This is a genomic window from Providencia sp. PROV188, assembly GCF_027595165.1.
GTDB lineage: Bacteria > Pseudomonadota > Gammaproteobacteria > Enterobacterales > Enterobacteriaceae > Providencia > Providencia lanzhouensis.
In genome coordinates, this window is record NZ_CP097291.1 from 1,313,097 (window position 1) to 1,325,521 (window position 12,425).

Genomic DNA, 12,425 nt, shown 5'->3' on the forward strand with positions numbered 1-12,425 from the left:
TTAATGGCTTTGATTAATTTATCGGGTGCATACCTCGCGTTTAGTGATGCGCCTCTGTTAGACAATACTGAAATTCATATTGAAGATAATGAACGTGTCTGTTTAGTGGGTCGCAACGGGGCAGGAAAATCGACCCTGATGCGTGTCTTGACGAAAGAGCAGCCACTGGATGATGGTTCATTAACTTATGAACAAGATTTAATTGTTGCTCGCTTACAGCAGGATCCACCGCGTAACGTGGAAGGCACTATTTTTGACTTTGTGGCCGAAGGTGTTGCTGAACAAGCACAATATTTAAAAGATTATCACCATGTTGCTAAGCTGGTGGAGTCTGATCCAAGTGAGAAAAATTTAAATAAACTGGCGGATTTACAAGAGGTTCTGGATAACTTAAATCTCTGGTTATTAGACTCGCGTATTAATGATGTGCTCAAAAAACTGGGTTTACCGGCGGATGCGGAGTTATCTTCATTATCTGGTGGTTGGTTGCGTAAAGCGGCATTAGGACGTGCCTTGGTCAGCAATCCTCGCGTGCTTTTCTTAGATGAGCCGACTAACCACTTAGATATTGAAACCATTTTATGGTTAGAAACCTTTTTGAAAGATTTCCAAGGTAGCATCGTCTTTATTTCCCATGACCGTTCTTTCATTCGTAATATGGCAACCCGTATTATCGATTTAGACCGTGGTCAGCTCTCTTCTTGGCCGGGTAACTATGATGATTATCTGATCAATAAAGAAGAAGCGCTGCGTGTTGAAGAGATGCAAAATGCGGAGTTTGATCGCAAATTAGCACAGGAAGAAGCCTGGATCCGCCAAGGGATCAAAGCGCGTCGTACCCGTAATGAAGGCCGTGTTCGTGCGCTGAAAGCATTGCGAGTAGAACGCTCGGAACGTCGTGAAGTGATGGGCACTGCGCGTATGCAAGTGGGTGAAGCAGCGCGTTCCGGTAAAATTGTATTTGAGTTAGAAAACGTTAATTATCAAGTTGATAATAAAGTTTTAGTGAAGGATTTCTCTGCGCAAGTGATGCGTGGCGATAAAATTGCATTGGTGGGACCTAACGGTTGTGGTAAAACCACACTGTTACGTTTAATGCTCGGCGATTTACAAGCAGATAGTGGACGCGTTCACTGTGGGACTAAACTTGAAGTTGCGTATTTCGACCAGCACCGCGCAGCACTCGACCCAGATAAAACTGTTATGGATAACCTTGCGGAAGGTAAGCAAGAGGTCATGGTTAATGGTAAACCTCGTCATGTATTGGGTTACCTGCAAGACTTTATGTTCCCGCCAAAACGCGCGATGACGCCTGTAAGAGCGTTATCCGGTGGTGAGCGTAACCGCTTATTATTAGCGCGTTTATTCTTAAAACCAAGTAACTTGCTGATCCTCGATGAACCAACCAACGACCTTGATGTTGAAACATTAGAGTTACTGGAAGAGCTGGTGGATGGGTATCAAGGTACCGTTTTATTAGTTAGCCATGATAGAGAATTCGTGGATAACAGCGTAACAGAGTGCTGGATTTTCGAAGGTAACGGCGAAATTAACCGCTTTGTGGGGGGCTATAATGATGCTCAACAGCAAAGAGCACAAACCGTACGTCTGAAATCGGAGCAAACCAGTAAAGTAGCTGCGCCAGAAAAAGAAGCTAAGCCAAAAGAAGCTCCTAAACGTGCAAATAAGCTTAGCTATAATTTATTGCGTGAATTAGAGCAATTACCGGCGAAATTAGAGCAACTTGAAGGGGAAATTGAAACTCTTCAAGCACAAATTGGCGATGCAGATTTCTTTAATCAGCCACATGATGTGACTGAGCAAGCGTTAACTGAACTTGCCGCTAAAGAACAAGAGTTAGAACAGGCGTTTGATCGTTGGCAGGAGCTAGAGCTGTTGAAAAACGGTTGATATGACGGCTTGAATCAAAAGGAGAGAAAACACCTTGTGTTCTCATGAGTCCCATGAACATGTGCTCTGTCCACAGTGCGACATGATGGTTGCTGTTCCTGAATTGGAACAAGGAAATAAAGCCACATGTCCGCGTTGTGAAACAACACTCATATCCAAGTGGCGTTATCCATACAGGCAACCCGCAGCATATGCATTTAGTGCATTAATTATGTTGGTAATTGCCTGTCTTTTCCCATTTGTAAAAATGAGTGCAGCAGGCATTGAGAATGAAATCTCCATGTTTCAAATCATCGAGATTATTATGGGGACGCGTTACAGCGGCTTAGCGCTGTTTTTTCTCCTATTTTCTTTGATTATTCCTGCATTTTGCATGGTGACTATCATCTTGTTAGGGCTGCAGGTTCACCTTCCCAAATCAATCAAAGTGCTTATAACCCGAATTCTCTTTCAGATGAAATCATGGTGTATGGCGGAGATTTTTTTGGCGGGGGTATTAGTTAGTTTTGTTAAGTTAATTGCTTATGGTGATATTGGCATTGGGATGAGTTTTCTCCCTTATTGCGCATTTTGTATGATGCAAGTGCGAGCGTTCCAGTGCCTAGATCGACATTGGTTATGGAACCGAATTGAAGAGGCGCCCAAACTCAATAAGCCGCTGATTGTTGGGAAAACAGGAATTAGCCAAGATGTGCGTTTATGTTTAGTTTGTACGGCAATTTTGCCAGCAGACCAACATGAATGTCCGCGTTGCCATGCTCATGGTAGCGTACGTAAAAAGCAAAGTTTGCAGTGGACTTTGGCATTATTGTTAACTTCTATTTTGCTTTATATTCCCGCAAACGTTCTGCCGGTGATGACAACAAACGCCTTAGGTAGTGGGTTGCCTTCTACTATCATGGATGGTGTGATCCTTCTTTGGGAAGATGGTTCATTCCCCGTCGCCATGATTATTTTTATTGCCAGTATTATGGTGCCTTCCTTGAAAATGATTGGTATAGCGTGGCTATGCCTCGACTCTAAAGGGTTTGGTAACCGTGATCCTCATCGAATGCATTTTATTTATGAGCTGGTGGAGTATGTTGGTCGCTGGTCAATGATCGATGTGTTTGTGATTACCATTTTGACTGCATTGGTTCAAATGGGGCAGCTAATGAACATCGTACCGGCACTGGGAGTTATTTTCTTCGGTGTAGTGGTGATTTTAACGATGTTTGCTGCAATGACATTTGATCCTCGCTTAACATGGGATCGTTGTGAAAAGAGAGATGCAGTTAAGACTGTTGAACAAGAAGGAGCCGCAGGGTGACAGATCAAGAAACACCACAGGCCAATGCTAAAGTGAGTAAGTTAAAGAGCTGGTCACCGGTTTGGGTGATCCCGATTGTGACTCTACTCATCGGTGCTTGGATCATGTTTTACCATTTCAGCCATCAAGGCCCAGAAGTGACGTTAATCACTTACAGTGCGGAAGGGGTTGAAGCAGGTAAAACCAAAATTAAAAGCCGTAGCGTGGATATTGGGGTGGTTGAAAGCGTCACCCTCGATGCTAATTTTAGCCGCGTGATTATTAAAGCCCGCTTGAATCCTGAAATGGAAGGTTTGCTGCGCTCTGATTCTGCCTTTTGGATAGTGAAACCTACGATAGGTCGTGATGGGGTAACAGGGCTAGGTACTCTGTTATCAGGGGCATATATTGAACTGCAGCCGGGATTAGCGGCAAAAGAACATTTTGAGTTTACGTTATTAGATACGCCACCTTTGGCGTCCCCTGATGCTAAAGGTAAACGGATTATTTTAACCAGCGACAAAGCAGGGCAATTAAATGCTGGCGACCCTGTATTATTCCGTGGTTATCGTGTTGGATCCGTTGAAACCAGTAATTTTGATATGGATAAACGCGATATGCGTTATCAGCTGTTTATCAATGCACCGTATGACAAGTTAATTAGCAGCAACGTGCGTTTCTGGAAAGATAGCGGTATTGCCTTTGATATGTCTTCCCAAGGGGTACATGTTTCTATGGGGTCGGTGGCGACATTATTAACTGGTGGCGTGAGTTTTGATGTGCCTGAAGGGTGGGTACCAGGAGAAACAGTTAAAGAGAATGCACAGTTCGAACTGTTTGATACTCAATCAAGTATTCAAGATTCGTTATACACCACATACCAAGATTTTGTGCTGTTCTTCTCTGATTCTGTACGCGGTCTACAGCCGGGGGCACCAGTAGAATTCCGCGGTATTCGCTTAGGTACAGTGGCACAAGTGCCATTCTATACGGCGGGTCTGGATCAATCACTGGATAATAACTTCCGCATTCCTGTTCTTATTCATATCGAACCAGAGCGTTTTTCTAAGGATGTTGGTAAAGATTTTAACCTGAAAAATGAACTGAATCTGGCGATGAAAAATGGCTTAAGAGCCTCGTTAAAGTCCGGTAATTTATTAACGGGTGCACTGTATATCGACCTCGACTTTATTCCAGATGTGCCAGAGTACAAAGGTCCTTATGTTATTGCTGGCTATAAAATTATTCCAACACACAGTGGTGGTTTAGCGCAGATCCAACAGAAAGTGATTGCCGTACTGGATAAAATCAACAATATGCCAATTGAGCCTATGTTGAAACAAACAACGCAAACATTAGCTGAAGGTCAAAAACTGGTTCAAGAAGCAAATGTGATGTTTACACAGTTGAATAAATTGATGTCTAGCAAAGAGTTCCAGAGTTTACCTGCTGACATGCAAAAATCACTGAAAGAGATAAACAAAACGATGCAAGGCTTCCAACCAGGCTCACCAGCTTATAATAAGATGGTTGATGATATGCAGCGTTTAGATCAAGTACTGCGTGAAGTACAACCACTACTGCGCACGCTGAATAATAAGAGCAATGCGCTCGTGTTTGAAGCAGAACCAAGCAAGGACGTTGTGCCTAAAGGAGTGAAAAAATAATGAGATATCTATTAGCGATAGGCGTTTTTCTCCTGGCGGCTTGTAGTAGCACCCCAGAAAAAATGTATTATCAATTACCGATGAAGGCCCCTGAAGTTCAATCTGTGGCCGTGATGGATAAAGGACAAATCTGGTTACAGCGTATTACGCTGGCGGATGTGCTGACATCAAATGGGATAACTTACCAAACGTCCGATGTTGCTTATTCAAATGCGAGTGCGCATTTATGGGCAAGTCCGTTAGAGCAACAATTAGGGCAATCAATGGTGCGTGAGCTATCTTCTGCTCTACCGGATAGATTTATCTCATTACAACCTTTGCAGAACTCACCTGAGACGTTAGATATCACTCTAACGGCATTTAATGGTCGTTATGATGGGAAAGTGTTAGTGCAGGGATTTTGGACATTGATGCGTGGCGACAAAGTTGTACGCCGCAACTTTGATATCCAATTAGAACAGCAAGAAGATGGTTATCCTGAATTAGTCAGAACATTAGCGAATGGTTGGCAAAAAGTGGCGGCAGATATTGCTCAAGAGATAAGCAAGCCATAATTTGATAATGATTTTGTTGTGAAATGAATGCGCTACGGTAAAACGTAGTGCATTTTTTTATTATTTTTCATTTTGAAAGTGGATATTATGAATCTTAATTAACTGATAAATAATGAATTTATTTTTAATCATTTGAATATCAGTAGGTTGTGATTATCTCGAAATGTAGGTCACATTTATCATAATTATGACAATAATATGAAATTCTTTACTTGCATTTCTTATGGACGGGCGCTATTTGTATAGTGTATCTATTAACAAAAAATAGATGCTGTTTTCTTTTCCATTTAAATGATGAGGGAAGTAAGGCATGAAAAGACAGAAGCGAGACCGTTTAGAAAGAGCGTTATCAAGAGGTTATCAAGCAGGTTTAACCGGACGTTCCAAAGAATTATGTCCTTATCAGGCAGTAGATGCCCGTTCGCATTGGCTAGGTGGTTGGCGAAAAGCGATGGAGGATAGAGCGGCAGTAGCCGTTTAATTGGTCATTTAACGAGGATCATTAAATTATTTTGCGGAAATTAATTAGACGCACAATTTAATACCATCCCCTTGAAATTATAAACCTCCGCATTTGCGGAGGTTTGCATTTAAGGCAAGCTACGATTAGAACGCGCTTGTATCCTTAAATAAGCCGACTTTCAGGTCTGTTGCAGCATAAATCAGTTTGCCGTCTACCAGAACTTCACCATCTGCTAATCCCATAATTAACTTACGGTTAATCACACGTTTAAAGTTAATACGGTAAGTGACTTTTTTTGCGGTCGGTAATACTTGTCCAGTGAATTTCACTTCACCGACACCTAACGCACGACCTTTACCTTCGCCGCCTAACCAGCCGAGGTAAAAACCAACCAGTTGCCACATAGCATCAAGACCTAAGCAACCAGGCATAACAGGGTCATTCGTGAAGTGGCAACCAAAGAACCATAAATCTGGATTGATATCCAGTTCAGCTTCAACGTAGCCTTTATCAAATGTACCACCATCTTCGGTCATTTTGATGATGCGATCCATCATCAACATATTACCTGATGGCAATGGAGGACCATTTTCCCCAAATAATTCGCCTCTTCCAGAAGCCTCTAAATCTTCTTTTGTATAGGATTCGCGTTTATCAACCATGATCTTCAGATAGCCTTTATTATGTGTAGGTCAACAGAATAGCTTACACTTGTACGCTGAACAACTCCGATCAGCTAATATTTACTCAATCTTTACTTAGCCCATCCACTTTAAAAACCAAGGTAATCTAGACTTATCCGGTGAATTTGCTTGGTTTATGCGTTCTTGAATTAAAGCTAACAAGTGTACGTTATCACCTTCTACTTGTTGTTCAAAGTAAGGTTGTTTCGTTAAGAGAGAAATTGCTTGAGCAACATGTTCGACAGGCCAAATATGGAATTTCTCTTCTTTGACTGCCTCGATAACTTCTTGTTTCAAACATAGATGGCGTACATTAGACATTGGGATGATGACACCTTGATTACCTGTTAGCTCACGCTTATCGCAGATATCAAAAAATCCTTCAATCTTTTCGTTAACACCGCCAATCGGTTGAACATAGCCAAATTGGTCAACCGCACCAGTGACGGCAATTTGTTGGTCGATAGGCTGCAATGATAATGCGCTAATTAAGGCACACAGTTCAGCTAATGATGCGCTATCACCGTCAACTTCACCATAAGACTGTTCAAATACAATAGAGGCAGAGAAAGGCTGAGGTTGCTCTAATTTTAATTCGTAGTTTAGGTAGGCCTGCATAATCATCATGCCTTTTGCATGAATATTGCCACCTAATTCTGCTTTGCGCTCGACGTCGGTAAATTCACCATCGCCTAGATGAGCCACGCAAGTGATCCGTGATGGTTCACCAATTGCATCAGGGTATCCCGGATACTGTAAGACAGATAGCCCGTTAATTTGACCAACAACTTCCCCTTCAGTTTTAATCAAAACTTGCTCTTGTAGGATGTCGTCTTGATTGCGCTCAACAAGGAAAGAATGACGCCATAAACGATTTTCTTCGGCTTGAGAGAATGATTCAGCCGTTAAATAGCCTTCATGAACGTATTGAGCTGCATTGGTTAAATTGCGAGTTAGCCAATTAATATCAAGTGGCAAATTGTATTTGTCTTCACAACAACGCGTCGCTTGCAAAATAAATTCAGACCAGCCGTCAGCAGCAATTTCTGGTAGCTGATTACTGTTGACAATGAATTTAATGAAATTCATCCATAAGCTTAATTGTTCTTCGTCTTCGAAAAACATGAGAGGTTCATATTCTGTATATATTGAACAATCAAACAGCTCAGGAGCTGCAAACTCAAACTCTTCTAATATGAGTCTATCACCGACAACAATTACTTTAAGTTCAAGCGGCTGAGGCTCAATTTCAATCGGTAAGGTTTGATTTTCACTATGTGGCAGCCACTCTAATTGGCGGCGAGTCACCATATTTTTTAGCCGAGTCCACAGTAATGGCTGAGTGACCAACGCGGTTGCAGAAATAACGAGGACTCCACCGTTAATTTGGTGTAGCAAACCTGGGACTAGATTTTGATTTGGCGTGATATAGCCGAACAGTTGTTCTGGTTCAATCCAGTGGCGGTAAGCGATTTTTTCATGTGAGGAAAAACGACCAGTAACATCGTTTTGCCACTGATATCGTTGCTTATCTTCAGATAATTGATAGTCACCATTAATAAATTGGGTTTTAGTCAATAGTGGGGTGATAGCGTCAGTAAATAGTTTGAGATATTCTTCACTTTCGTCAGACTTGATGAACATAAAGCGCGTTTGAGCATATTCACGAATGAAATGCTGCATCCCATCGAATAATCTTGGTTGAATATCAGCCAATGTTGCCGGAGTCAACGTCGCTGAAGAGACAAATTTTGTCTGAAAAGACGATAAGTTAGGAGTTAGGCCTTGCCATGTTAATTCTTGACTGATCACTATAATTATCTGCTATTAGTATGGTTATCAATAAATGCCTGCCAATCAGCAGGGCGCATATGCCTGAGTTTATTTATGTACCGTCTGTTTTATATACAATTTCAGGCTAATTTATTACCTTAAAATATTTTCGGCTTAAGATTGTTATATTAGCCTTTGAACGCTAATCTTGCAGCAATATTTGTCGAAATATCGAGTTAGAATAAAGAAAACATGAGTGCGACGGGTAAACTCAGTGGCCATGTAAAGCCAATAAGAAGTGCGCTCAATAATCTCATGCAAAAACTAGGATCTTTGGTTACTAGCAGGGCGAATAACGCTGAACATACTCCTCCAATCCCATAGATAAGAAGTATGTGTTCAAAAGTGGACATGCGATTTTAGTGGTTTGTTAACGTGTGGATGCGAATTGTACACTATTTTTTTATTTACTGTTATTTTCTTTGTGTTAATCAATGGATAGTCGATTAAATGAAATCCACTTTGAGCATTTTTCTTATATTATTGCTAATATAATGATAGGTACGATTTTCTTCGGGAAAAAATATGAAATATCAGCAGCTTGAAAATCTTGAATGTGGCTGGAAATGGGAATATCTAGTCAATAAAGCGAGAAGTGGGGAGCCTATTACCCGATATATAGAAAGAAGTGCGGAGCAAGAGGCAATTGAGCTGTTGTTAAAGCTGGAAAATACGCCTGTGGATGTATTGAAATGGATTGCAGATCATATGTCCCCTCAATTAGATAACCGAATGAAACAGAGTATTCGTGCGCGTCGTAAACGTCACTTTAATGCTGAGCATCCACATACTCGAAAAAAGTCGATTGATTTAAATTATTCGGTTTGGCAACGACTATCTAATTTGGCAGTAAAACGGAATAAAACCTTATCAGAGACGATTATTCAGTTAATTGAAGATGCGGAACATAAAGATAAGTATGAGAGCCAAATGAGCTTATTGAAGCATGATCTTCAAGCGATCTTAGGTAAGTCGGAGAAAGAGTAACGATCTATAGTTGAACAAATGGATTATTGTGATGATCTTTCTTTCTAAGGATGAAGAAAAGCCCCAATAAATTGGGGCTTTTTATATTCAGTTCGAAATTCAAACTAGGGCTATAAATTAAGCGCCTGGTTGAGTTACAACTTCAGTTGTACCTTGGATTTCGATTTCAACGCGACGGTCTGGCGCTAAGCACTCGATCAGAGCTGCACGGCCTTTAACTGCGTCACATTTGTTACCAGTTACTGGATCTTCTTTACCACGACCTTCAGCAGCGATTGCGCTTGCTGGAACGCCTTTAGATACTAAGTAGTCTACTACTGACTGAGCACGTTTTTGTGACAGTGGCAGGTTGTAGTTTTGTGAACCGATACGGTCTGTGAAACCAACTACCAGCACGCGACCTTGAGTTGGGTCGATGTTGCTCAGTTCGTTGTACAGTTCGTTCAGTGCTTGCTGACCTTCTGGTTTCAGAGTCGCTTTGTTGAAGTTAAACAGAACGTCTGAACGCAGAGTGAAGCGTTTGTTTTCAACAACTGGAGCTGCTGGCTCAGCAACTACTGCTGGAGCAACAACTGGAGCTGCTTCTTGACCGAAACGGTATGCAAGACCAACGCTCAGCATGCCGTTATCTGGGCTAACACCGATGTTGTCTTTGTCGCCCATGCGGCTAACCCACTGGTAGTCTAAACGAGTAGCTAATTCTGGAGTGATAGCATACTCAAGACCCAGTGCGTAAACTGGAGAAACGCCAGTGTCAGTTTCTTTACCAACGCCGTTAACTTTAGCTTCTGTACGGTAAACCATACCACCCAGACGAGTATAAACGTCTAAGTCATCCATGATTGGATAGCTCAGTTTGGTAGTCAGAGAAACGCCCATTGAAGAAACGCTACCTGCGTTGTCACCTTTGTACTTCATTTTACCAAACCAGTCATAGCCCATTTCGAAGCCCATGTACTGGTTGTATTGGTAACCTGCGTACAGACCCGCACCTAATTGGTCACGAGTTTTTTTGCCAGTACCAACTGAAGTTTCATCTCCAGCAGCATCTTCAAAAGTAAATTTAGCGTGCTCGTAGTGAGACCAACCTAATTTACCACCAGTGTACCAAGTGTTATCTTTTGGAGCTGCTTGTGCAACAGTTGCAAATGCTGCCACTGCCACTGCTACCGCGATAGCTGTCTTTTTCATTTTTACGCCTCGTTATCATCCAATATTGGCTTGGCTTCGTGAGCCTTATTATTTGCCATTGGTTCAATTTAATTGCTAGGTTCAGCTGACATTATCCACAAAAATTTACGAAAAGTAAAAAAATAATGTCATGAGCTTAACAGGCTAAAGTCTACAACGAACTCCAAAAGATACAAGTATGGTAAGCAATAAAGGTTAAAAAAAGTCTTTTTTTACCGTTGAAATCAGAGAGATAAATATATTACCCATTTTGTTGTTAATAAACGCATCTTATTGTTTTTAAAGAGTTTAAATATATTTCTTTATAATTATCTTGATGAATGTAAAATTTCGTAAGAAAAATCTTATTATTGTTTAGTGAATGTTATTGGCGTGAATCTTTAAAAGGTTTTGATGTCTAATATCCGCTGAGCTTGTATTATATGTTTTTTCTGGTCTCATAATAAATCCCATCGAATGACCTGCTTCTGCCGCATTTTGTAAAAGAATAAAATCTTGCTCATTTATTTCTGGCAACCATCCTAATACGACACTGTAATTACCGCTTCTTAATGCTTTTTCCATGGCATCAATGGTCGTAATTGAATTAACTTGGTTAAATTGCATGATTTTGTTGGTGGGTAAACCCGCTTGCTCTAACCAGTGTTTACTCAGTTTTTTATCTGGGCTCAGCCACAATAGCCAACGTGATTGAATACCGAACTGGCGCAACATGGGTAGCAAGATGTAATCCATAATTGGGTGTTGTTCGTTATAGACTAGCTCGCTCACCATGCCTTGTTGCATTGAGCCATTTGCAAAACTCATTGCTGGGGTTGCATTGCTTAAATTGCTATGCGTAAGCTGGTCATGCGTGAAGCTATCATTAGTAAAATGATTAAGAGAATGTGTTGTTGCGCTATTCCAAGTAGAAATACTCATAATTCACCTCGCTACAATTTTACATGTAGTACAATGTTTCATGGAGATAAGTGCTGTATGAACATACAGTAACTGTATATTTATACAATATCAAGGCTATTTTTACAAAGCGCTTCGCAACTTTGTGGTTTTTATGCGAGTTATACTTGGCATTTTTAACTGAAACTTTAAAATTGATTAAACATAATTATATGTAAAAACAGTTGTTTTTTTATTGCTTGAAGCTCAAGGACGATTGTGTTTTTTTATTCATAAGGAGATGAAAAAGTGTCATTACAAAATGAAAGAAGTTCCCTTTTACAACAAATTTTGGGTCAGTTTGGTGTACTAAAAAAGAAAAACCATTTCGGTGGATACTGTTTGTGTATTGATAATGCACTGGTGGGGTTAGTATTGGATGGACATTTCTATGTTCGTGGGTGCCTGTTTTCTCGTAGCTATTTTGAATCAGTTGGGTTTGAACGGTTGGTATACAGTAAAAGAGGTATACCTCTAGAGATGCGCTATTACCAACTTCCGGAAGAGGCCTGGTGTAACCCATCAATATTGAGTCATATCATTGAATTAGCTTACCGTTCAGCCATGGAAGAAACCCAACAAAGAGAGTCGGCGGCGGTACGCATCAAGGACTTGCCAAATATGAATATGGCAATGGAGAGGGCGCTTGGGAAAATTGGGATTTTCCATGCTGAAGACCTCATTATGATTGGTGCTAAAGCGTGTTTCTTGAAACTAAAACAGCATGGGAAGCTGATACCAAGTGTAAAACAGTTGATTGGATTGGCTGCGGCTATTGAGGGTTGCCATAGTGAAGTATTACCTTCTCGAACTCGGCAGGAGCTCATTAACTGGTTTAACAGCATGAACTAATTTTGATTCTTTCAAATCAGCGGGCATGACCATTAATAGGTTTTAATGCCCGCTCAT

General features: G+C 41.0%; 12 protein-coding genes. 7 read left to right on the forward strand and 5 right to left on the reverse strand.

What is annotated here, in order from left to right:
- The first annotated feature begins 3 nt into the window (after nt 1-3).
- The 5 genes from M5X66_RS05765 to rmf all read left to right on the forward strand — a co-directional run bounded on the left by M5X66_RS05765 (nt 4) and on the right by rmf (nt 5,901).
- Nucleotides 4-1,911: an ABC transporter ATP-binding protein gene (locus tag M5X66_RS05765; RefSeq protein WP_036951705.1), complete on the forward strand. Its 1,908-nt coding sequence runs from the start codon at nt 4-6 to the stop codon at nt 1,909-1,911.
- 34 nt (nt 1,912-1,945) lie between these two features.
- The gene (gene pqiA / locus M5X66_RS05770) at nt 1,946-3,220 is read left to right on the forward strand and encodes a membrane integrity-associated transporter subunit PqiA (protein WP_071992150.1); all 1,275 of its coding nucleotides are present in this window, start codon (nt 1,946-1,948) and stop codon (nt 3,218-3,220) included.
- On the forward strand, nt 3,217-4,866 hold the full coding sequence (gene pqiB, locus M5X66_RS05775) for an intermembrane transport protein PqiB (protein WP_036951701.1): 1,650 nt from the start codon (nt 3,217-3,219) through the stop codon (nt 4,864-4,866). The genes pqiA and pqiB overlap by 4 nt, the downstream gene beginning before the upstream one ends.
- Complete coding sequence (gene pqiC / locus M5X66_RS05780) at nt 4,866-5,420, forward strand: membrane integrity-associated transporter subunit PqiC (protein WP_036951698.1); 555 nt, start codon at nt 4,866-4,868, stop codon at nt 5,418-5,420. The genes pqiB and pqiC overlap by 1 nt, the downstream gene beginning before the upstream one ends.
- A gap of 310 nt (nt 5,421-5,730) precedes the next feature.
- Nucleotides 5,731-5,901: a ribosome modulation factor gene (rmf, locus tag M5X66_RS05785; protein WP_036951696.1), complete on the forward strand. Its 171-nt coding sequence runs from the start codon at nt 5,731-5,733 to the stop codon at nt 5,899-5,901.
- 125 nt (nt 5,902-6,026) lie between these two features.
- Here the strand turns inward: rmf and fabA are convergent, their stop codons facing one another.
- From fabA to M5X66_RS05800, 3 genes are all read right to left on the reverse strand, one after another.
- Entirely contained in the window at nt 6,027-6,545 is a 519-nt protein-coding gene (fabA, locus tag M5X66_RS05790; RefSeq protein WP_036951692.1) for a bifunctional 3-hydroxydecanoyl-ACP dehydratase/trans-2-decenoyl-ACP isomerase, read from the reverse strand.
- A gap of 96 nt (nt 6,546-6,641) precedes the next feature.
- Nucleotides 6,642-8,378: a Lon protease family protein gene (locus M5X66_RS05795; RefSeq protein ID WP_270103932.1), complete on the reverse strand. Its 1,737-nt coding sequence runs from the start codon at nt 8,376-8,378 to the stop codon at nt 6,642-6,644.
- Nucleotides 8,379-8,575: 197 nt separating this feature from the next.
- Nucleotides 8,576-8,752, reverse strand: coding sequence for a GhoT/OrtT family toxin (locus tag M5X66_RS05800; protein WP_071992149.1), 177 nt, complete (start codon nt 8,750-8,752; stop codon nt 8,576-8,578).
- 172 nt (nt 8,753-8,924) lie between these two features.
- Here M5X66_RS05800 and matP point away from each other — a divergent pair, with 172 nt between their 5' ends.
- Nucleotides 8,925-9,386 (forward strand): macrodomain Ter protein MatP, encoded by a 462-nt coding sequence (gene matP, locus M5X66_RS05805; RefSeq protein ID WP_108478890.1) that lies wholly within the window; start codon nt 8,925-8,927, stop codon nt 9,384-9,386.
- A 117-nt stretch (nt 9,387-9,503) separates the two neighbouring features.
- Here the strand turns inward: matP and ompA are convergent, their stop codons facing one another.
- Together ompA and sulA are read right to left on the reverse strand one after the other, a co-directional pair.
- Nucleotides 9,504-10,577: a porin OmpA gene (gene ompA / locus M5X66_RS05810; RefSeq protein WP_036951685.1), complete on the reverse strand. Its 1,074-nt coding sequence runs from the start codon at nt 10,575-10,577 to the stop codon at nt 9,504-9,506.
- Nucleotides 10,578-10,931: 354 nt separating this feature from the next.
- Entirely contained in the window at nt 10,932-11,498 is a 567-nt protein-coding gene (gene sulA, locus M5X66_RS05815) for an SOS-induced cell division inhibitor SulA (protein ID WP_036951683.1), read from the reverse strand.
- Nucleotides 11,499-11,765: 267 nt separating this feature from the next.
- Here sulA and M5X66_RS05820 point away from each other — a divergent pair, with 267 nt between their 5' ends.
- Nucleotides 11,766-12,368: a TfoX/Sxy family DNA transformation protein gene (locus M5X66_RS05820; RefSeq protein ID WP_036951681.1), complete on the forward strand. Its 603-nt coding sequence runs from the start codon at nt 11,766-11,768 to the stop codon at nt 12,366-12,368.
- The last annotated feature ends 57 nt before the right edge of the window (nt 12,369-12,425 follow it).

What these genes read in the sequence shown, in the direction of transcription:
- M5X66_RS05765 (WP_036951705.1), top strand. Translation starts at nt 4, where the DNA reads ATGGCTTTGATTAATTTATCGGGTGCATACCTCGCGTTTAGTGATGCG.
- pqiC (WP_036951698.1), top strand. Translation starts at nt 4,866, where the DNA reads ATGAGATATCTATTAGCGATAGGCGTTTTTCTCCTGGCGGCTTGTAGT.
- rmf (WP_036951696.1), top strand. Translation starts at nt 5,731, where the DNA reads ATGAAAAGACAGAAGCGAGACCGTTTAGAAAGAGCGTTATCAAGAGGT.
- fabA (WP_036951692.1), bottom strand. Translation starts at nt 6,545, where the DNA reads ATGGTTGATAAACGCGAATCCTATACAAAAGAAGATTTAGAGGCTTCT.
- M5X66_RS05800 (WP_071992149.1), bottom strand. Translation starts at nt 8,752, where the DNA reads ATGTCCACTTTTGAACACATACTTCTTATCTATGGGATTGGAGGAGTA.
- matP (WP_108478890.1), top strand. Translation starts at nt 8,925, where the DNA reads ATGAAATATCAGCAGCTTGAAAATCTTGAATGTGGCTGGAAATGGGAA.
- ompA (WP_036951685.1), bottom strand. Translation starts at nt 10,577, where the DNA reads ATGAAAAAGACAGCTATCGCGGTAGCAGTGGCAGTGGCAGCATTTGCA.
- sulA (WP_036951683.1), bottom strand. Translation starts at nt 11,498, where the DNA reads ATGAGTATTTCTACTTGGAATAGCGCAACAACACATTCTCTTAATCAT.